Genomic DNA, 20,949 nt, shown 5'->3' with positions numbered 1-20,949 from the left:
ACTCAGCCCCCTATCGCCTTCTTGGCGGTATCAACAATCCAGGTATCCTTGCTGCCGCCCCCCTGGGATGAGTTCACCACATAGGAACCTGACTTGAGAGCCACCCGGGTAAGCCCCCCTGTGGTGATATTGGTTTCCTGTCCGCTGAGAATGAAGGGACGCAGATCCACGTGCCGGGGCGCCACCTTGCCATGACCATCGATGGTTGGGGTGGTGGAAAGCTGGATCAAGGGCTGGGCAATGAAGTTGCGAGGGTTGCGGCGGATCTGTTCGGCGAAATCCTCCCGCTCCTTACGACTGGCCTGCGGCCCCATGAGCATGCCGTAGCCACCCGATTCGTTGGCCGGCTTGACCACCAGCTTGTCCAGGTTATCGAGGACATACTCGCACTGCTTTTCATCATGGCAGACATAGGTGGGAACATTGTCCAGGATGGGCTTCTGATCCAGGTAGTAACGGATCATGTCCGGCACATAGGCATAGACCACCTTGTCATCCGCCACACCCGCACCCGGTGCATTGGCCAGGGCCACATTGCCGGCCCGCCAGGCGCGCATCAGCCCGGGCACACCCAATACCGAGTCCGGGTTGAAGACTTCCGGGTCCAGGAAAAGATCATCAATGCGGCGGTAGATCACATCAACCCGGGTCAGCCCCTCCACGGTGCGCATGTAGACACAGTCATCCTCGGTCACCACCAGGTCTCGCCCCTCCACCAGTTCGGCACCCATCTGCTGAGCCAGATAGGCATGCTCGAAATAGGCGGAGTTGTAGATCCCCGGGGTCAGTACGGTAACCACGGGATAGTCCTGGGGACGCGGTGACATGGAAGCCAGCATGTCGAATAGCTGGGCAGGATAATCATCCACCGGGAGAATGTTCTGATGCTCGAAAATCTCGGGGAAGGTGCGTTTCATGACATGCCGGTTCTCCAGCATGTAGGAAACGCCGGAGGGCACTCTCAGATTGTCTTCAAGCACATAGAAACGCCCATCATTGTCCCGGATCAGGTCACTGCCGCAGATGTGGGCCCAGATGCCCAGCGGTGGCTCCACCCCCACGCATTCGGCCCGGAAATTACCGGAGGTCTTGAGGATCTCTTCGGGGAAGACCTTGTCCTTGACGATGCGCTGTTCATGATAAATATCATTGATGAAAAGATTCAGAGCCTGAACGCGCTGGGCCAGGCCGGCCTCGGTCTTTTGCCATTCCCGGGCCGGGATGATGCGCGGGATGATGTCGAAGGGCCAGGCCCGGTCAATGCTGCCACCCTCGGTGTAGACGGTGAAGGTAATCCCCATCACCAGGATGGCCAGCTCCGCGGCATCACGCCGTTCCATCAGCTCTTCATCGCTGAGCTGGCGGAGCCGCTTGCACAGCTCCCGGGCGGCGGCCCGGGGATGACCGGGGGAACTGATCAACTCATCATAGAATTTTCCGGGGTCGTACTGTTTCCAGTCGATTGGCATTGACGGTACTTCCCTTGGCCAGAGACATGAAATGAAAAGCAACGCCTGATATAAGCTACGCCGATTGCCTCCCGGTTGGAACAGCGACTGGTCACCCCATCCCCGCCCAATGCTATGATTCCCCCGTCATCCGTGACGGCCACAGCCTGTCACGGGATCCCCGGACCAGATATTCAGGAGTTCACCATGCGCAAACTGATAGCAAGCATTGCCGTGGTCCTTGCCGCGGGCCTGGCTGCCTGCGAAGCGGAAGAGAGCGGCAATGCCGCACCGGCAGCGGATGCCGAACGCCCCATCGGGCTCGCCGTTCACGGCGGCGCCGGCACCATGGACCGCGACGCCATGAGCGAGGAACAGGAAGCGGAATACCACGCCGCCCTGGAGGCGGCCCTGGAAGCCGGCTACACCATTCTGGACAACGGCGGCGACAGCCTGGATGCAGTCCAGGCGGCCATCCGGGTACTGGAAGACAGCCCCCTGTTCAATGCCGGTCGTGGCTCGGTCTTAACCAGTGACGAGCGCATCGAAATGGATGCTGCCATCATGGACGGTCGCACCCGCAATGCCGGCGCCCTCACCGGCGTACGCACCATCCGCAACCCCATCGACCTGGCACGGGTGATCATGGATGAGTCCCCCCATGTGTTCTTTTCCGGCGAAGGCGCGGAAACCTACGGCCAGGAATTCGGCCTGGCCACCGAGGACCCTGAGTGGTTCGAGACCGAACACCGTCGCGAGGCACTCCATCGGGCCCAGGAACGGGAAGCCGAACAGGGTGAGGAATTCCGCAGTCAGCGCGAGAATGTCGAGTTCAACCTCGGGACCGTGGGTGCGGTCGCCCTGGATCGGCAGGGCAATGTGGCAGCCGGGACTTCGACCGGCGGCATGACCAACAAGCGCTTCGGCCGCATCGGTGACGTGCCCATCATCGGCTCCGGCACCTATGCCAACAACGAGACCGGCGCCTTCTCCGCCACCGGCCATGGCGAATACATCATGCGTGCCGTCACCCTGCATGACATTTCCTCGCTGATGGCCTACCGGGACAAGAGCGTGGAAGAAGCCGCCGATCATGTGGTCAACAGCAAGCTGGTGGAGATGGGCGGCAACGCCGGCGTGATTGCCATTGACGCCAAGGGCAACATCACCATGCCCTTCAACACCAGTGGCATGTACCGGGGCAGCGTGGACAATGAGGGCCGCGTCCACACTGCCATCTTTGCCGACGATGACTGACCCCCGGGGGACGGGCGGTGGCGACCGCCCGTCCCGCTCTCACCGCAAGCGCGAGGCCGAGGAGCGACAGACCCTGGGGATCCGCCTGGCCGAACTTCCGGACAGCACCCTCGACGAGCTGGGCCTGCCGGATGAGCTGCTTGCCGCCATCCGCCGCATCCGCCACATGCGACGTGGCGGTGGACTGCGCCGTGAACGTCAGCGTATCGGTACACTCATGCGCAAGCTGGATCCGGCGTCCATCGAAGCGGCGCTGCGCCAGCGTGAGGCGGATCAGCGAACGGCCGCACGCGCCTTTCATCGCCTGGAACGCCTGCGGGACGGGCTGATGGAGGGCGAGACCGAGGTGGAGGCCGAACTGAAAGGGCTGCTTGAGGCGGACGACTTCGCCGAAGCCAGTCGTCTGGCCCACCATGCCCGCCAGGAGGAGATCCACGGACAGCCGCCGGCGTCGGCTCGCACCCTGTTCCGGCTGCTGCGTGATCGACTCGCTTAAGCCGCATTACTCGCCCTGTTTACCGGATTTGCGTACAATAGACCGTTTTTAGCCCGGCCCGGCCGGCCCCCTTTGCGGGCGCCGCTGCCCGTCGGGCCTTTCGTGGTGATGTCATGGAAACAGGGAAGCAGGCATTGGTCGGGATCATCATGGGCTCCCAGTCGGACTGGGAAACCATGCGGCATGCGGTGGAAACCCTGGAGAAGCTGGGCGTGCCCTGCGAAACCCGGGTGGTCTCCGCCCACCGCACTCCGGATCTGCTGTTCGAATACTGCGCCGAGGCCCGGGATCGCGGCCTGGAAGTCCTGATTGCCGGGGCTGGCGGCGCCGCCCACCTGCCGGGCATGGCCGCCGCCAAGACGCCTCTGCCGGTGCTGGGCGTGCCGGTGCAGTCCAAGGCACTCAATGGCATGGACTCCCTGCTTTCCATAGCCCAGATGCCGGCCGGCGTGCCGGTGGGCACCCTGGCCATCGGCAAAGCGGGCGCCACCAACGCCGCCCTGCTCGCGGCGGCCATGCTGGCCAACCACTACGATGAAGTTCGCGAGGCCCTGGACGATTTCCGCGCCGCCCAGACCCAACGCGTTCTGAGCAATCCCGATCCGCGACCGGAATGACAGCCCGGAGACCACGGCAATCATGAGCATTGGAATCATCGGCGCCGGCCAACTCGGCCGCATGATGGCCCTGGCCGGCTATCCCCTTGGCCTGCGCTTCACTTTTCTCGACAAGAGCGAGGACAGCCCCGGCGCCCAGGTGGGCGACATTGTGCTCGGTGATTTCATGCAGGCCGAGGACATCCGCCGGCTGGCCGGACAGGTGGAACTGCTCACCTACGACGTGGAAAACGTCCCCGTTGAGGCCCTGGAAGCCGCGGCGTCCGGTATCCCCGTCCACCCCGGCCCGGCCATCCTCGGGGCGGCCCAGGATCGGCTGCGGGAAAAGGAATGCTTCGCCCGCCACGGGATTGAAACCGCCCCCTATCGCTCGGTGGACAGCCTGGCGGAACTGGAGTCGGCGGTTAAAGCACTCGGCTTGCCGGCCATGCTCAAGCGTCGACGGATGGGCTATGACGGCCGTGGCCAGCAATTGATCCGAAGCGAGGCGGAGATTGCCAAGGCCTGGGAGGGCCTCTCCGGCGCGCCCCTGATCCTGGAAGGCTTTGTCGACTTCGAACGCGAAGTCTCCCTGATCGGTGTGCGCAACCGCTCCGGCGATACCCGCTTCTACCCCCTGAGCGAGAACCGCCACGAGGACGGCATCCTGCGCCTGTCCATTGCGCCTGCCGCCGACCCGGCGCTGCAGGCCACGGCGGAGAAGCAGCTCGCGGCGCTGATGGAGGCCCATGACTATGCGGGCATCCTGACGGTGGAATATTTCGAGAAGGCCGGCCGCCTGATTGCCAATGAAATGGCCCCGCGGGTGCACAATTCAGGGCACTGGACCATCGAGGGCGCCGCCACCAGCCAGTTCGAGAACCACCTGCGTGGCATCCTCGACCTGCCCCTGGGCTCCACCCGCCCCCGGGGCGTCTCGGCGATGATCAACTGCCTTGGGCGCATGCCGGCCCTGGAAGGGGTGATCCGCCACGAGGACGCTCACTACCACGATTACGGCAAGGCGCCCCGCCCCCGCCGCAAGCTCGGCCACATCACCGTCGTCCGCGACGACCGCGCCAGCCTGGACGCCGTCATCGACGAACTCCTGCCCCTGGTGAAGGCGGCCGAACAGGCATAGCCCGGTACACCCGGGTCAGCGCGGGACTTGTGCACACAGAGGGCGCGGTCAGGCTACCAGCCCCAGGCGGCGACCGGCTTCCACGGAGCTGATGGCCATGACCAGGCGCTGCAGGGCGTCCCAGGGATTGCCGCAGCGAGCACCCTTGGCCATGGCGTCCAATTCCCCGGCTTCGGCCAGCAGGGCCAGCCAGCGGGTCTCGTTGTGACGCTTGAGCGCCTTCTCCACCAGCCCACGGCGACTGGCCCAGACACGACGGGTGACATCGTCCAGGCGCCGGCCCCGGGCCAGGCCCGAGGCCATGTCGGCCATGGCGCGGATCTCGCGGGCCAGGACCCAGACCAGCAGTGGCGGTTCCACGCCTTCACCATGCAGCCCCTCAAGGATCTTGACCGCCCGCGCCGTCTGCCCGGCAAGCGCGGCATCGGCAAGCTGGAAGGGATCGTAGCGAGCGCTATCCACCACCGCGCCACGCACGGTCTCGTCGTCCACCACGCCCTCGCCAAGCAACAGGCGCAACTTCTCGATTTCCTGTGCGGCGGCGAGGAGATTGCCCTCCACCCTTTCAGCAATGAAACGGGCCGCATCCCGGGACACCTGGAGGCCAGCCGCAATCATCCGCTGCTGCACCCACTGGGGCAGCTGATGACGGGGCACCGGCCAGACTTCCACCATCACGCCGGCGGACTCCAGCGCCTTGACCCATTTGGCATTGCGCTGGCTGCGATCCAGCTTGCCGCTGATCACGATCAGGGTATGGTCCTCGGGCGGACGCTCGGCCCAGTCAGTCAGGGCCTTGCTGCCTTCCCGGCCGGGCTTGGCCGACGGCAGGCGGAGTTCCACCAGGCGTTGCTGGGCGAACAGGGAGAGGCTGGCGGCGGAATCACTGAGGGCCTGCCAGTCAAAATCCTTTTCGGCCATGAAGCTCGTGCGTTCCTCCACACCGGCCTCGCGGGCCTTGCGTCGCACGCTGTCAGCAGCTTCATCAACCAGCAAGGGCTCATCACCGGCAATGAGATAGACCGGCGCGAGCTGCTTGTTCAGGTGTTGGCCTAGCTGTTCGGGTCGCAGTTTCATGGTCTTGGGCTACAGGGGATCAGCCACCCATGATAACGCCTATTCACCAGGCGCGCCGGCCACCCGGGCGGCCCGGTGGGCGAACAGCCGGAGCAGGGCCAGGGCGGCCAGACAGAGGGTCAGGGTAGGCCCGAAGGGCTGATCCAGCAACATGGACAGCACGAAGGCGAGCAGATAGCAGCCCACGCCCAGTGCCACGGTCAAGGCCAGGGCCCAGCGCCAGCCCCGGACCAGCACGAAAGCGACCCAGGCTGGAACAAAGAACATGGCAAAGGCGCTCATGGCGCCCATGGCCAGGGTGCCCAGGACGGCAGCCACCACCACCAAGGCCCCGAACAGGAGCCGATGGGGCCAGGCCGGAATGCGATTGGCGGAAAAATGGTCCGGGAAGAAACGCTCGGCCAGCAGCCGTGGCGACAGCCAGCTCAAGGCAAACAGGAGCACCGCCACCAGGGCCAGGGAGCCGATGAGATGCGGCGTGCTGGTGAAATAGAGCTGGCCTCGCAACAAGGCCTCGCCCACCACTTCACCCTGATGGGTGTTGGCCGCCAGTATCATTGCCCCGGCCCAACCCAGCAACAACATGAGTCCGTAATGGCTGTTGCTGGCCTTGGGTAGCAGACCCTTGGCAATCGCCGCCAGGGCGGCTGCCAGCAGGGCCCCGGCGAGGGCTGGGATACCGAGCGGCAAGGCCGCTACCCCGCCGGCTGCCGCCATATGGGACAGACCCATGGCCGCCAGCCATTCCTCCCGCATGCGGAGGTAGGCGCCCAGCAGTGACAGGGCAATGCTCAGCAGCAGGCCAATGACGAAAGGTTGACGAAAAAGAGGGTCAAAAAGAATAAAGTCACTCACGAACCCTGTCCCTCCCCGGGTCGGCCAATCTCAACGATACGGGTGCAGTTTTCTTCCAGGAAGGCCCGCTCATGACTGACCAGCAGGACGGCGCGCGGCGGTCGAGCCGTGCGCAGAATATGGGCAAGGGCTTCGATCGCCTCACCGTCCAGGTTGTTGGTGGGCTCGTCCAGCAGCACCAGCTCCGCGTCACCACCCAGACAGGCCCATGCCTCCAACAACTGGAACTGCCCGCCGCTCATGCGATTGATGGGTCGATACAGGAGCGGCTTGATGATGCCCGGGGCATCGCCGCGATCCGCCCCCATCACCCGTAACAACTCCCGCCCCAGCAAGGGCAATTCCGGTGGCAATTCCGGGCGTTGTTGATGGTGGGTCACGGTCAGGCCATTGCAGCGGACGATCTTACCGGCAAACCGTTTGGCTTCCCCGGTGATGGCCTTGAGCAGGGTGGACTTGCCACAGCCATTGGGCCCCCGCAGGCCAAGCACCTCGCCGGGATAGACGTCAAAAGACACGGGGCCCACGACGGGCCCCGCGTATCCCGCTACCACCTCCTTGACGGCCAGCAGCGCAGTTGTGGCGGTATCAGCGGACACTGGCCAGGGCCTCAACCCAGCGATCAATCATCTCGAAATACTCCTCGGCGTCATCCGCAGTCGTGCTCACCTGGTTGGGCAACTGGCGACTGGGCCAACCCAGTTCACGCTCCAGAAAATCCGCGCCGCGTGAGGGCTGGAAATCCGTATACAGGGTAATCCCGTCCCGGCCATCCAGATCCCGAACCAGGCCTCGCAGATGACGGGCCGTGGGCGGAATCCCCGGCAGGGGTTCCAGATAACCCAGGATGGGGGCATCAATCAGACGCATCAAATAATTGGCGTCCTTATGATACAGCACGGCACCCGGCACATCCTCGGCACGCTCCAACCAGGCCGCGACCCTTTCGTCCGCCATGGCGGCAATTCGTTCCGCATTCTCCAGAAAACGCTCGGCATTGTCCGAATCCAGGCGGCCCAGACGCTCGGCCAGGGCAAAGCCGACCTCGGCCATGCGCTGGGGGTCCATGTAAAAATGCGGGTTGCCGGCCGGGTGCACATCACCACCCGCACGGTCCGCAGCTGCACCAGCCTCGATCAGCTCGATGTGGGCAGCGCCCTCGAAGTAGCCGGTTCGCCCCACCTGCACTCGGGGATTGTTGGCACCCTGGAGGGCGGCCGGCAGCCAGCCTACTTCCAGCTCGGCACCCACGGCCACCACCACATCGGCACGGCGCAGTGCCGCCATCATCGAGGGGCGGGCCTCCAGGTAATGGGCATCCCGATCGGCCGGCGCCATCACCGTCACATCAACGGCATCACCGCCGATCACCCGCGCCAGCATGCCCATGTTGGGCACGGTGGCCGCTACCCGGACTTCGGCACTGGCAGCCACGGCCGCCAGCATCAACAGCATTCCGATAATCACTCGTTTCATGACTCTCTCCTCTACCACCGCCGATCCTGGAACCGGCGGGAGTCTGATTCTTTCTCAATCCATCGGGTAGACAAACCCGGCTTGTTTTCCTCAACAGGCATCAGAATGCGTGGGCACCATGCACACCCAGACTGATGTTGTACTGCAGCATGAACTCCCAGGCCTCATCATCGTGGTGGGCGAAGTCGTTATAGTTGAGCTGCGCTCTGATGCGGGAAAACTCCGTGGGCGCGTAAGTCGTCTGCAGGGCAAAACGCTTGGAGGAACCCAGACTCACCGGCAGGCCACGACCGTCGGGCTGATCTTCATAGGCATCATTGGTCAGACCCAGGGCATCGACCCGCAGGCCCATGTTCCAACGCGGCGCGAAGCCGTAGACCGCCTGGGCATATATACCGTCCTGAACCCATTCCTGATCGACCACGTCGCCATCGGGGTTGCGGGTGGTGGGCTCAAGGGTACCGAAATCAGTGAACTGTCGGCTCTGGTAATGCAGATTCATCTCACGACGAATGTACTCGGTCTGGAACTGAAAGCTCCGATGACCATGGATGCCGCCACCGTCGTACTTGTAGACGAGGTCAAAACCATAGAACTTCGCGTCCCCGTCCCAGGTCTCCAAGCGACCGCTGGAATGGGTCTCTTCCATCTGGTGGGCGTCGCTCACACCGCCGAATACCCCGAGTTGCAAGGCATGGTCATAGCCAAGATTGGGTGCCCACTTGGCGAAGGCGGTGATCAGACGCGGAGAGGAAGTCTGGTGCAGCCCCTTGTCATCACGCCAGCGGTTGCGAACCGGCTCTTCAGCCCCCGGATCATCGGGGCCCACATTGGGATCCACGACGTGCCTTGGCAGGACAGTCACCATTTCATGGCGGCCATCACCCACATAGTTGGCCACACCTTCACTCTCGCCGTGGAGCAATTCCAGACCAAAACGGGTGTAGCTGCGAGTGGCCGGCATCCAGGTGAGCTGGATACCGTTTTCGCGCAAGCCTTCCTCACCAAACAGGTTGTCTATAACCCAGGGGGCATCGACGAACTGCCAGTCATGGATATGCTGCTTGTTGATGTAACCCACATCACTCAGGAAGCGACCGGCCTTGATCTGCAGCCCGGCCGGCAGGGAGCGTGTGGTGACATAGGCCTCTTCCAGCTCCACCCCGTTTTCGAACAGGGCTGCCATCACGAACATGTCGAAGTAAGGGTCCACTGTGCCGGAAAAGGACAGCTCCGCTTCGCGGATCTGGAAACCCGACTCCAGGCCATGGCCATGGCCGCCATGGCCATGGTCATGGCCAAAGTCGAAACCGGGGGCATCTTCAACATGACCGCTGAATTCGTTGTAGTAGACCCCGTCCAGAATGACGGAAATGGCCGGGTTGAAGGCAGTGCCGGAAGTGACCTCCTGATCACCACCACCCACTTGCATGGCCCGCATACGGGCCGGCTGGGGGTCCAGGGGATCACGGGCGGGACCGGCCTGGCGTTGCTGCTCGGCTTCGGGGGTGGTCTCAGCCTGGGCCAGGACCTGATCCATGCGCAAATCGCTGTCGTCGGCCTCGGTTGCATCGCCGGCAAACAGCGGTGAGACGGAAAGGCCGGAGATCAGCATCAGGCCAACAATTGTCTGGCTAAGCTTCATTGCTTGTACTCCTGAATAAGGGATGACTTCACGGGAACTCACCGGCACGGGGACATGCCGATGGTTCCGGGTATAAATTTCGGGGATCGATAGGCAGTCGACAGAGACCCTGAACGACCGCATCGCCGGTTCAGATTCCGGGCGGGGCGCGAACGGCGATAGCGTAGTCCGGTATGGACTGGACACGGCCGGATTCAACGGGGGAATTGAGTCCACTCACCGCCATCTGCGGCATGGCAACTGTGAACTCGGCCACCGGCAAGGGGCCGGACTTGGGGGAAAGCAACTGACAGCTCAGGCAATGCTCAACGGCATGCCCGGGCTCACCCACATGCTCCTGGGCATGAAGGGTTTCAGACAGGGGAAGCAACAGACCGGCGACCAGGGCCAGCAGCCAGGCAGTACGCATCAGACTGTGAGACATCCTGATCGTCATGCGATAAGCCCTCGAAACAGGCTGATTGGGGAAGCGCTTGAACTCAGCAGCGGCTGCCGGGCATTTCCAGTGAAACGACCCGCTTGGCACGGAACAAGTTCCGCAGATTGATCAGGTGTGCCACGGTTAGAATCCCGGCACCCATCAGGGTCAGGGTCTGTTCAAGGCCTGTGCTGTGCCAGGCCATGAACTCGAAGGTGGCCACGACCATCAGCACCAGACCCACGACGCCGATGGCCAGGGGCGCACCGTGGCCAGAACAGCGCCAGGCACGGCCCAGAGCATAGAGACTGACCGGCACCACCACGAACAGCATGGCAATGTGAAACCAGTCATCGACGATAGCCAGATTGGCGATCCAGGGCAGAGCGGCGGCCAAAACCGGCAGTGCCGTGCAGTGAAGCACGCACAGGCCGGACATGCCGATGGCGACATAGTCGAATTGCTTGTCCGCAGCCTGACCTGGCATGGGCTTACCTCGGGTCCGGATAATCGTTATGCAATAATATAACACAAATAACTCGGCCGCAATGGCTTGGCGGCGTCAAAAAACGGCAAAAGGACTCAGCGGGCCAGCAATTCCAGCAGGGTCTCGGAGAAGGCCTCCGGGTGGGTCTCCATGGGATTATGGCCGGCCCCATCGATGATCTCGAGGGGGGCATCCAGGGCGTCCTGCAGGCGCCGCCCGTGGGAAATGGGCACCCATTGATCCCGCTCGCCCCAGATCAGGGCCGTTTGCAGGGAGCCGAGCGAGTCCGGGCTGACCGACTCGCGCGAGGAATGCAGATAACGGATCACCGCTGCCGGCCGGCCACGTGTACGCAGGGGGGCAAGATAGCCGGCCACCGCTGCATCCGAGGGCGGCTTGCCATAGGCCGATTCCAGCGCCCTTGCCATGCCTTCCTCGTTCAGCAGTCGCCGACTGCCGATTACGGTAATCCAGCGCTGAACGGGGGGATAGCGCATGATCACGCCGCCAATCCCCTGCCCCCCCTCACTGCCTGTATCCAGGCTCCCGGACACAAAGGTCACCGTGGCAATGGACCGCTCCAGACGGGTAGCCAGACGAGCGGCGGCAGCCGCCCCCATGGAGTGGCCCACCAGGTGCAGGCGGTCCGTGGCCAAGCCCGCTTCATCCAGCACCGCCTCAAGCAGCGCGGTTTCCCCAAGACCAGCCTGGGCAGGCAGCCGTGGCTCACTGAAGCCGAAGGGTGGCAGGTCCACGCGAATCACGCGATAACCGGCACGGGTGAGGGGCTCGACGACCTCGCGCCAGCTGAAACTCGACCCCGCCAGGCCGTGCAGCAATAGCAGATCACCCTGAACGGCACCGGCGTCAGCCGGCTGGGCGGGACTCACGCGATAGTGGACGCGGAATCCATCCAGCTCGGCAAAGCGGCTATCGGCGAAGGGCGCCTCCGGCAAATCCTCTCGGGCACCGTCGGAAATCAGATAGGGCAACAGAGACAGGCCACCGACCACGATCAGGAACATGATCGCACCGGTACGCCAGAAACGGGATCGACTGACTACCATGGTTGTGCTCCCGGGCCCCGGTGTCTAGCCGGTGCCGCCAACAGTCAGCCGGTCCACCTTGAGGGTGGGCTGACCGACACCGACCGGAACGGCCTGCCCGTCCTTGCCGCAGACACCAATGCCGCGATCCAGTTCCAGATCCGTCCCGACCATGCTCACCTGAGTAAGCACATCAGGCCCATTGCCAATCAGGGTCGCACCCTTGACCGGACGGGTGATGCGGCCGTTCTCGATGAGATAGGCCTCGCTGGCCGAAAACACGAACTTGCCGGAGGTGATGTCCACCTGACCGCCGCCGAAGTTGACCGCGTAGAGGCCGCGCTTGACCGAGCGGATGATTTCTTCGGGGTCATGGGGGCCGGGTTGCATGTAGGTATTGGTCATGCGCGGCATGGGAAGATGGGCATAGGATTCCCGGCGACCGTTACCGGTACTGCGCTGCCCCATCAGGCGGGCGTTCATGCGATCCTGCATGTAGGCGGTGAGGATGCCGTCTTCAATCAGGGTGGTGCATTGGGTGGCTTCGCCTTCATCATCGACGTTGAGTGACCCACGGCGCCCGGGCAGGGTGCCGTCATCCACCACGGTGCAATACTCGCTCGCCACCCGCTGGCCAATACGGCCGGCAAAGGCCGAGGTGCCCTTGCGATTGAAATCCCCTTCCAGGCCGTGACCGATGGCCTCGTGCAACAAGACGCCGGGCCAGCCCGGCCCGAGCACCACCGGCATGGTACCGGCAGGCGCCTCCACCGCTTCCAGATTGACCAGGGCGGAACGCGCGGCTTCCCGGGCCAGGCGCAGGGGCTCGTCATCGGCCAGGAAGTCGCGCATGGAAATCCGGCCACCGGCGCCGGCCACACCCTGTTCGTGGCGCCCGTCCTGCTCGGCGATGCAGACCACATTCATGCGAATCAGCGGCCGGACATCGGCCACCAAACGGCCATCATTGCCCGCAACCAGCACGGTTTCATGCACGCCGGCCAGGCCGACGGTGACCTTCTTGATCCGATTGTCCTCGGCGCGGCAGGCGGCATCCACCCGCTGCAGCAGGGCCACCTTCTCGTCCGAGCTCAGGGTTTCGATCGGGTCGATGGGCTGGTAGAGCTGACCCCCCCCACGGGCCTTCCAGGCCTGGAGTCGGCCGGACTGGCCACCGCTGGCGATCGCCCGTGCCATTCCTGAAGCCTTTTCCAGGGCCGGCAGGACAATCTCGTCGGAATAGGCAAAGCCGGATTTTTCACCGGAGACCGCGCGCAATCCCACCCCCTGGTCCACGCCATGTCCGCCTTCCTTGACGATGCCGTCCTCCAGGGACCAGTTCTCACGGCGGGACAACTGAAAGTAGAGGTCCGCCTCATCCACCGAGGCGCTCATCATCTTGCCCAGGATGCGGGACAGGGCGTCCTCGTCCAGGCCGTTGGGTTCCAGCAAGTTGGCTCTGGCAATTTTCAGGGCATCAGTCATGCCTTGTACCTACTCCAAATTGATCAGACAGTCGCCATCTGACGATGGCTCAAGACGGGGAAACGCTTGCGCAGACTGCGCAGCCGTTCCAGCGAGATGGGGGCACTGACCACGCCGGAGCCCTGTTCCTGCTCGGCGAGAATGCCGCCCCAGGGATCGACAATCATGCTGTGGCCCCAGGTCTCGCGGCCACTGACGTGAAAGCCACCCTGGGCGCCGGCCACCACGTAGCAAAGGTTTTCCACCGCCCGCGCCCGCAGCAGCAACTCCCAGTGAGCGCGCCCGGTCTGGGCGGTAAAGGCGGAGGGCACGGCAAAGACCTCGGCCCCCTGATCGGACATTTCCCGGAACAACTCGGGAAAACGCAAATCGTAACAGACTGCGAGCCCCAGGCGGCCGATGGGGGAGTCGAGCACCACCACTTCGCGCCCCGGCCGAGTGGAAGCGGACTCTCGATACTGCTCGCGACCGTCCGGCAGGGTCACATCGAACAGGTGCATCTTGTCGAAGCGGGCACGCCTCTCTCCCGCATGGTCATAAACCAGGCAGGCGGCGCTGATGCGTCCAGCCTCGGCTTCGAGGGGGATGGTGCCACCCACAATCCATATTTCATGACGCCTGGCTTGTTCCTTGAGCCACTGTTGCAGGGGACCATCACCATCGCCCTCGGCATGCTCCACGCGCTCGGCATCATCCTGGCCCAGCATGGCGAAATTCTCGGGCAGGACCGCCAGCGCCGCACCCGAAGCCGCTGCCGCGGCCAGCAGGCGCTCGGCCTCCAGCAGATTGGCGCTGACATGGGGCCCCGAGGCCATCTGGATCGCGGCAGCTCGTGGCGCCTGTTCCTCGCCCGGCCTGTCGTGACTGTCGCTCATTTGCTCAACCCCTTCTGCTCAAAAGTGGAATTACCGGCCTTCACGGCTCAGTTCGCCCGTACCCGCAGCAACAGCTCTTCCTCGCTGGGCGCACCAGGCTGAAGCACAACGGCGGCAGGTTCCATGCCCAGGGCAATCAGCCAGTCGCGCAACTCGGAGGCCCACAGCTCACCCCGCTCACCGCCGGGATAGACCAGCTCAAGGCGAGCCTCGTCCTGCTCATGCCAGTGGCGGACCGCCTGAGCCACTGGCGGCATGGCGATCACCGTCTCGCCGCTGCGCGGTCGACTCCATTCAGCCTGGTCCAGGACCCAGGTCTCGGCGGACAGACTGCCGACCGCCAGAAACAGCAGCAAGCCACTCAGTCGACCCGCCCAAGATCGCCACCGATGTCGGCAATCACTCTTCATCCAACGCCCTCCGCGCTTCTTCATCCAGGGGAATCACCCGCGGGTCCTCCCAGGCGCCCTGCAGACGATATTCGAGATTACCCACTCTGGCCAACGGCCCGCGAAACAGTTCCGAGAGTACCAGCATGGCGGCACCGAGGGTGACACCCCCGGCAATGGCACCCGCCACCGGCAGGGTCGCCCCCACGGGCGAGGAAACGCTGACATGGTGATCATAATCGCGACTGTACAGGCCGGTACGCCCGGCAAGGCGCAGATTCACCGCCGGACCTTCCAGGGCCAGGTCGCCGGTAAACACATCACCGTCGGCGATATGAAAATCCCCGCTGATGCTGTCGAAACGCAGGCCGCGCCCGAAGACATCACGAAAATCCCCGAACAGCCGTCGGGGAAGCGCCTGCAGGCTGAACAGTCCCACGACCCGACCGGCCCCCGGGCTGACCTCGCGAAGCTGACCAGACCCCAGGCGCAGGCGAGTCTCGCCACCCAGTCTGCCCAATACAGTGGCATCCAGCGGGCCGTGCCAGGACAGATTGAGATCGACTTCCGCCTGCCGGGACTCCAGCCCCGGCACAAAATCAAACAAGCGCAGTGCCGCAGCCAGATCACCGCTCTCCATGCGCCCGGTCAAACGCCCCCGCTCACCCAGCAGGGCGTCATCACGCCATTCGCCACCAAGCTCCACCCGCAACAAATCGCCTGCCGTACTGAATTGCTGAAGAATCACCCCATCGGGTGCCGCCTGGAGTTTCAGCGCCAGATCGTTCACTTCCATACCGTTGCGGCTGACACGCTCCACCTGAAAGTCCAGTGAGGGCAGGCTGCGCGGGTCCATGGCCGCCAGCTCGGCAACCTCCGCCTCGGCCAGACGCAATCTCAAATGCTCCAGCCGTCCCTCGACGGTGGAACGCGTTCGGGTCACATCGGCGGGAATCAGCAACTCACCGCTGGCATCATCACCACGCAGCTCGACCCGCCAGCCCAGGGCTTCCCGATCCAGACTGACCCCCTGGGATTCCAGCGACAGCATGCCCAATCGCAACCGATCCACATCCAGGGTCAGGCCTTCCAGCGCCATGCCCCCGTCGGCCTCACCGCGTGTCCAATCCACAGTAAGCCAGGGCAGGAGGGAGAGATAATCAGCGCGACCGGCAACCCGAATGCCGTCCGCCACCGCATCCGGCTCGCGAACCTGGTTGAGATCGGCCCGCAGACCGTGGACGCCGGTCTGGCCGTCGGCATCCTCCCCCACTTGCAGGGTCAGGGCCAGAAAACCGCCGTAATCCAGTTCCACTCGGCTGGCGCCTTGCCCGACCGGGAAACGCACCGACAAAGGCATGCTTTCCTCGGCAGCCTTGGACAAGGGCTCGGGCAGGTCGACTGCCAGGCCCTTCAGCTGGCTGTCAATCGTGACCTGGATGGGCTCACCGTTGGGTCGATTGTCGACGCGCACACGACTTTCCCAATCCACGCCACCATCCAGGCGATCAAGGAAGGCCAGTTCCGGCCGTTCCGCCGCCAGGGCCTCGATACGGGAGTGACCCTGGATGTGGGCGACCGAGTACGGTGGGTCATCCTCATCGGCATGTCGGCCCCGACTGCCGGGGTCCAGCGCCAGCCGGAAGGCGCCACCCAGATGCTGACCGGTAATGGACTCGGCCCAGGCCGCCTGTTCGCTGAAATACAGCTTGCCCTCCAGCGCCGAGATTTCACCCGGCAGCCACTCGGCGCCACCGGACACGGCACTCAGGCTGACCTCTCCATCAAGACGCAGATCCGCCACCTGGCGAACCGGAACACTCAGGCTCAAGTCCAGTTCACTAACGCCTTGCAGACTGACATCGGCCAATGGGCGCCCAAACCACTCTGCCAGGGGGCCATCGCGGAGAAAGCGAAGACCATCGGCCAACTCACCGTGTGCCTGGCCCTCAATCTCCACCTCCGGATTCTGCAGATCGTCGATATGGGCCTGGGCCGAATCCACCTGATAGCCGGCAATCCGCCCCTGCCGAGCCTCGACCGTCATCCCCGGGCCGCGGAAACTGACCCGGGCATCCACATCCCGCATCACCGGCCAATCCTCATCGAAGCGCAGGCCACCATCGACCACGTCGAAATCGATCTCGAAACGGCCTTCGCCGTTGTGATAGGGAAAGGGCCGGGTCGGGCCGTCTACCAGGACCCGCCCATTGCGTGCCTGGCCGGACAGGATGGCGTGATCGAGCCAGTCGACGGCCGTTTCCGGCATGCGCCCCACCGGCAGATAGCGGGACAGATTGTCACTTCGGGCAGTGGGCACTTCGGCCTCAAGGGTGACCCAATGGGGGCCGCCCGGACGGAAGTCCACGCCCAGCTCCGCGGCTACCCGGGCATCCTCGTTGCGCACCTGAATATCGCTGGCCTGAATATCCCAGCCCGCATCCACCCGCTGCCAGTCCACGCGGGACGTGACCCGCTCGGCATGCAGGGGATCACGGAACAGGGTGGGATAGTCGAAGACAACCGGACCGGCATCCAGCTCAAAGTGCCCGCCGGCTTCATCGGCCCGCAACCAGCCGGTGACACCGGCAAAGCCCGGGATATCCTCCCAGCTTTCCATGCCCAGCCCCGTGACCCGGGCTCGGGCCCCGTACTCGGCCGGCTCACCCTCCCGTAGCTGCACTTCGCCAATCACATCACGCAGTTCGCCTTCCGGCTGCAGGCGATCCAGCCACAGCCGGGGTGCCTCCCCGGGGGAAAGAATCTGTCGGGCCACGGCAACCGCATCGCCCAGATCCAGGTAACGCAGATTGGCGGTCACCCGAGCGTTATCCCGGTCGCCCTGCCATTGCAGATCAATACGGGAGTCCGGCCAGCCCAAGCCGCCCAGGGCCAGATCAGCCACGCTGAACCGCCAACCGCGACGCTGGGCCTGCCAGTCAATACCGTGCAGGCGGAGCTCACCCCGAGGCGGTTGTTCCGGCCCCCGCAGTACGGGACCTTCATCAAGGGGGCGCAGCGCGGACACATCCACGTCAGCCTGAACCGATTCCAGCGTCAAACCCTGCCCGGCCAGACGACCGCTCAGGTCCATCTCACCCTCCAGCGGGCGCAACCAGGGTCCGGGGAGGCGTTCCACGGGCCAATTCAATGCCAGTGCCACCACGTCCAGCTCGCCCTGCCACTGCCAATCCCGCAGCGCCCCGACCGGCCCCTCGGCCTCGAGACTCAATTGCAGATCACCGCCCAGGGCCTCGGGCAACTGCAATTGCCCCTGCAGGCGATGGCGACGACCCTCGGAATACAGCGACAGCCTGTCCACACCGATGTCCCAGGGCCCGATGTCCTGCTGTCGATCCGTGTAGGTAAAACGGCTCGCCTCGATCCGGTAATCCGCCCGGGCCAGAATCCGCTCCACCACCGGCTCCACCGCCTCAATACCACCGCCATTGGGCTCGAACCGGGCAATCCCGGGCACAAGGACCGTGCCATCGGCTTCCCGCACGAGACTGAAGTCCCCGCCGCGCAGCACCACCCGCCCGGGGCGCACGGGACCGGGACGCAGGAGATCAAGCAGGGAGGCCTGAACGGCAATTTCCTCGGCGGCAATCGGCTCGACCGCCTCATCGGCGGCGCGCAGCCTCACGTCGCGGAACAGGATTTCCGGCACCAATCCGCGCCAGCGGACATCGATCTCGGCAATCTCCATTTCCGCGCCGATGGCCTCGCCGGCCCAGGCGGCGATGGCCTCGCGATATTCGGCCACCTGCGGCACCAGGAGGCGGAACGCGCCCACCAGCACCGCCATGAGGATGAGCACGGCGGCAAGGCTGCCGGCCAGCCAGCGCAACAGCCGTGTTCGCCATCCAATATCGCTCATCGCATCCACATGATTCAGGTCGGGACCACGTCAAACTGTTCCTGGGAGTACTGGCTTTCCACCTGCAGGCGAATGGGCTTGCCCACCATCTCCTCCACCTCGGCAAGGCTGGCGGATTCCTCGTCCAGCAATATATCCACCACCGCCTGGGAGGCGATCACCAGCAACTCCTGGACTTCATACTGGCCGGCTTCCCTGAGAATCTCGCGAAAAACGTCGAAGCAGACAGTTTCGGCGGTCTTGACCGAAGCCCGACCTTCACAGGTTGGACAAGGCTCGCAGAGCACATGCTCAAGGCTTTCCCGCGTGCGTTTCCGGGTCATCTCCACCAGGCCCAGCGCCGAGACCTCGCAAACCTGATTCTTGGCCGGGTCCTGGGCCAGGGCCCGCTCCAGTGCCTTGAGCACCAGGCCACGGTGCTCCTCATCCTCCATGTCGATGAAGTCGATGATGATGATCCCGCCGAGATTGCGCAATCGCAATTGGCGGGCAATGGCCCGGGCCGCCTCGAGATTGGTCTTGAGGGCGGTTTCCTCCAGATTGCGGCTGCCCACGAAGCCACCGGTATTGACGTCGATGGTGGTCATGGCCTCGGTCTGATCGATAATCAGATAGCCACCCGACTTCAGGTTGACCCGGCGATCCAGGGCGCGATCGATTTCATCATCCACCCCGTAGAGATCAAAGATGGGTCGGCGGCCGGTGTAATGCTGGACACGGGGGCTCAGTTCGGGGGTGAAACGGTCGGCGAAATGTTTCATGCGCTTGTAGGTGGATTCCGAATCCACTCGCACCTGCTCCACCCCCTCGCCCATCATGTCCCGCAGGATTCGCACCGGCAGCGGCAGATCCTCGTGGACCAGATCACCGGGCTGGGCATTCGCGGAACCCTCGCGGACGGACTCCCAGAGACGACTCAGGAAGAGCATGTCGGCGCGCAAGGCATCCACCGGTGCGTCCTCGCCGGCGGTCCGGACGATGTAACCACCCTGGCTGACCTCATCCATGAATTGCCCCACCGCCCCCTGCAGCCGGGACCGCTCGTGCTCGTTCTCGATGCGAGTGGACAGGCCCACGCCCTTGCCGCCGGGTAGATAGACCAGATAGCGGGAGGGGATGCTGATATGGGTGGTAAGCCGCGCCCCTTTCGTGCCCAGGGGGTCCTTGAGCACCTGGACCAGGATTTCCTTACCCTCGTGAACCAGGTCGCGGATGTTGGCGGGCCCGGCCGAGGGGGTTTCGCTCTCGGTGTGGGCGGAGCGGACGATGTCCGAGGCGTGCAGAAAGGCGGTGCGGGCCAGGCCGATGTCGATAAAGGCGGCCTGCATGCCGGGCAGTACCCGCGAGACCCGGCCCTTGTAGAGATTGCCCACCAGGCCCCGGCTGTTGGAGCGCTCGATCATTACTTCCTGGAGCGCGCCGTTTTCCAGCAGGGCCACCCGGGTTTCACGGGGCGTGACGTTGACCAGTATTTCCTCGCTCATGGGCCTGGTTTTTTCCTGGGGCTGTGCCGAATTGCCAGTGTTTGGGCCAAGCCCTGCATTTTGCCACAGCGAGGGACGTCAGAACTGAAAGTCGGAGAGCTAGAACGCGGCAAGTTCGGGTCACCACTCTGGAACCACTGGTCCAGTCCTCGGGTTGGGGGGCTTCGTTCCGGTGGCTCCCGCAGGGGCCTGGCGCACTACTCGACTGAGAGCTAGTGGGCATCTCACAGCAAGAGGAGGGGGGGCACGGCAAGTTCAGCGCTAAATCTGCGGCGTGAGAATCGGCAGGTTGGAAGCCTGCAGCAGCGCTGCCGTTTCAAACAGGGGCAAGCCCATGACGCCGGAATAGCTGCCGGCCAGGTGCTCGACGAAGATCGCGCCCAGACCCTGGATGGCATAGCCGCCGGCCTTGTCGGATGGCTCGCCGGTGTTCCAGTAGGCCTCGGCCTCGGCCGGAGTGATGGGGCGAAAGCGGACTTCATTGATATTGAGCCGGTCTTCGACGCCATTCGGCCCGGCCAGGGCGACGGCGGAGAAGACCTGATGGCTGCGCCCCGACAGCCGCGCCAGCATGGCGGCGCCATCCGCCTGGTCGCGGGGCTTGCCCATGATGTGGTCGTCGAGCACCACGGCCGTGTCGGAACCCAGCACCAGGGCCCCGGGCTCGCGGGCGAGGATGGCGGCGGCCTTTTGCCTCGCCATGCGGCGCACGAACTCGCCAGGCCCCTCGCCCGGGGTCACGGTTTCATCGATATCCGCCGGCATGACCTGAAAGTCGAGGCCGAGCTGCTCAAGCAGTGCCTTGCGGCGGGGTGACTGGGACGCGAGGATGAGTCTGGGCATGGGATCAGGCGCGATGATAGGGATGACCACTGCGCACGGACCAGGCGCGGT

At 64.2% G+C, this 20,949-nt stretch carries 19 protein-coding genes; 4 read left to right on the top strand and 15 right to left on the bottom strand.

The genetic code is table 11. The features are described 5' to 3' along the window. Positions 1-2 precede the first annotated feature (2 nt). Positions 3-1,469 (bottom strand): circularly permuted type 2 ATP-grasp protein, encoded by a 1,467-nt coding sequence (locus ACJWXQ_RS04935; RefSeq protein WP_406672287.1) that lies wholly within the window; start codon positions 1,467-1,469, stop codon positions 3-5. Between the two features lie 186 nt (positions 1,470-1,655). Between ACJWXQ_RS04935 and ACJWXQ_RS04930 the strand changes: the two genes are divergently transcribed. From ACJWXQ_RS04930 to ACJWXQ_RS04915, 4 genes are all read left to right on the top strand, one after another. Beyond that, positions 1,656-2,705 carry an isoaspartyl peptidase/L-asparaginase family protein gene (locus ACJWXQ_RS04930; RefSeq protein ID WP_406672286.1) on the top strand — a complete coding sequence of 350 codons (1,050 nt, stop codon included), beginning with the start codon at positions 1,656-1,658 and terminating at the stop codon, positions 2,703-2,705. Next, entirely contained in the window at positions 2,698-3,201 is a 504-nt protein-coding gene (gene yjgA / locus ACJWXQ_RS04925; protein WP_346051358.1) for a ribosome biogenesis factor YjgA, read from the top strand. Before ACJWXQ_RS04930 ends, yjgA begins: the two co-directional genes overlap by 8 nt. 113 nt (positions 3,202-3,314) lie before the next feature. Continuing rightward, positions 3,315-3,818 (top strand): 5-(carboxyamino)imidazole ribonucleotide mutase, encoded by a 504-nt coding sequence (gene purE / locus ACJWXQ_RS04920; RefSeq protein ID WP_406672285.1) that lies wholly within the window; start codon positions 3,315-3,317, stop codon positions 3,816-3,818. 22 nt (positions 3,819-3,840) lie between these two features. Continuing rightward, the gene (locus tag ACJWXQ_RS04915) at positions 3,841-4,938 is read left to right on the top strand and encodes a 5-(carboxyamino)imidazole ribonucleotide synthase (protein WP_346051356.1); all 1,098 of its coding nucleotides are present in this window, start codon (positions 3,841-3,843) and stop codon (positions 4,936-4,938) included. A 48-nt stretch (positions 4,939-4,986) separates the two neighbouring features. On the opposite strand, the gene holA is transcribed toward ACJWXQ_RS04915, so the two are convergent. The 14 genes from holA to ACJWXQ_RS04845 all read right to left on the bottom strand — a co-directional run bounded on the left by holA (position 4,987) and on the right by ACJWXQ_RS04845 (position 20,898). Continuing rightward, a complete protein-coding gene (gene holA / locus ACJWXQ_RS04910; protein WP_346051354.1) occupies positions 4,987-6,015 on the bottom strand; it encodes a DNA polymerase III subunit delta in 1,029 nt (342 codons plus the stop codon). 39 nt (positions 6,016-6,054) lie between these two features. After that, positions 6,055-6,870 carry a metal ABC transporter permease gene (locus ACJWXQ_RS04905; protein WP_346051352.1) on the bottom strand — a complete coding sequence of 272 codons (816 nt, stop codon included), beginning with the start codon at positions 6,868-6,870 and terminating at the stop codon, positions 6,055-6,057. Continuing rightward, positions 6,867-7,469 carry an ATP-binding cassette domain-containing protein gene (locus tag ACJWXQ_RS04900; RefSeq protein ID WP_346051350.1) on the bottom strand — a complete coding sequence of 201 codons (603 nt, stop codon included), beginning with the start codon at positions 7,467-7,469 and terminating at the stop codon, positions 6,867-6,869. Before ACJWXQ_RS04900 ends, ACJWXQ_RS04905 begins: the two co-directional genes overlap by 4 nt. Beyond that, positions 7,459-8,346, bottom strand: coding sequence for a metal ABC transporter substrate-binding protein (locus ACJWXQ_RS04895; RefSeq protein WP_406672284.1), 888 nt, complete (start codon positions 8,344-8,346; stop codon positions 7,459-7,461). Before ACJWXQ_RS04895 ends, ACJWXQ_RS04900 begins: the two co-directional genes overlap by 11 nt. A 100-nt stretch (positions 8,347-8,446) precedes the next feature. Next, entirely contained in the window at positions 8,447-9,991 is a 1,545-nt protein-coding gene (locus ACJWXQ_RS04890) for a zinc-regulated TonB-dependent outer membrane receptor (RefSeq protein ID WP_346051347.1), read from the bottom strand. A gap of 130 nt (positions 9,992-10,121) precedes the next feature. After that, a complete protein-coding gene (locus ACJWXQ_RS04885; RefSeq protein WP_346051345.1) occupies positions 10,122-10,427 on the bottom strand; it encodes a hypothetical protein in 306 nt (101 codons plus the stop codon). Between the two features lie 43 nt (positions 10,428-10,470). Beyond that, positions 10,471-10,896: a MerC domain-containing protein gene (locus ACJWXQ_RS04880; RefSeq protein ID WP_346051343.1), complete on the bottom strand. Its 426-nt coding sequence runs from the start codon at positions 10,894-10,896 to the stop codon at positions 10,471-10,473. 95 nt (positions 10,897-10,991) lie between these two features. Then, a complete protein-coding gene (locus ACJWXQ_RS04875; RefSeq protein ID WP_346051341.1) occupies positions 10,992-11,963 on the bottom strand; it encodes an alpha/beta hydrolase in 972 nt (323 codons plus the stop codon). A gap of 24 nt (positions 11,964-11,987) precedes the next feature. Further along, the gene (tldD, locus tag ACJWXQ_RS04870; protein WP_346051339.1) at positions 11,988-13,427 is read right to left on the bottom strand and encodes a metalloprotease TldD; all 1,440 of its coding nucleotides are present in this window, start codon (positions 13,425-13,427) and stop codon (positions 11,988-11,990) included. Positions 13,428-13,450: 23 nt separating this feature from the next. Next, complete coding sequence (locus ACJWXQ_RS04865; protein WP_346051337.1) at positions 13,451-14,302, bottom strand: carbon-nitrogen hydrolase family protein; 852 nt, start codon at positions 14,300-14,302, stop codon at positions 13,451-13,453. 47 nt (positions 14,303-14,349) lie between these two features. Next, entirely contained in the window at positions 14,350-14,712 is a 363-nt protein-coding gene (locus ACJWXQ_RS04860) for a hypothetical protein (protein WP_346051335.1), read from the bottom strand. After that, positions 14,702-18,571 (bottom strand): YhdP family protein, encoded by a 3,870-nt coding sequence (locus ACJWXQ_RS04855; protein ID WP_406672283.1) that lies wholly within the window; start codon positions 18,569-18,571, stop codon positions 14,702-14,704. The genes ACJWXQ_RS04860 and ACJWXQ_RS04855 overlap by 11 nt, the downstream gene beginning before the upstream one ends. Positions 18,572-18,585: 14 nt before the next feature. Then, positions 18,586-20,055 (bottom strand): ribonuclease G, encoded by a 1,470-nt coding sequence (gene rng, locus ACJWXQ_RS04850; RefSeq protein ID WP_346051331.1) that lies wholly within the window; start codon positions 20,053-20,055, stop codon positions 18,586-18,588. Between the two features lie 261 nt (positions 20,056-20,316). Further along, complete coding sequence (locus ACJWXQ_RS04845) at positions 20,317-20,898, bottom strand: Maf family protein (protein WP_346051329.1); 582 nt, start codon at positions 20,896-20,898, stop codon at positions 20,317-20,319. Positions 20,899-20,949 lie beyond the last annotated feature (51 nt).

This window comes from Natronospira sp., assembly GCF_007134575.1.
GTDB classification, from domain to species: Bacteria; Pseudomonadota; Gammaproteobacteria; order Natronospirales; family Natronospiraceae; genus Natronospira; species Natronospira elongata.
This window is presented reverse-complemented; position numbering and strand designations above follow the sequence as displayed.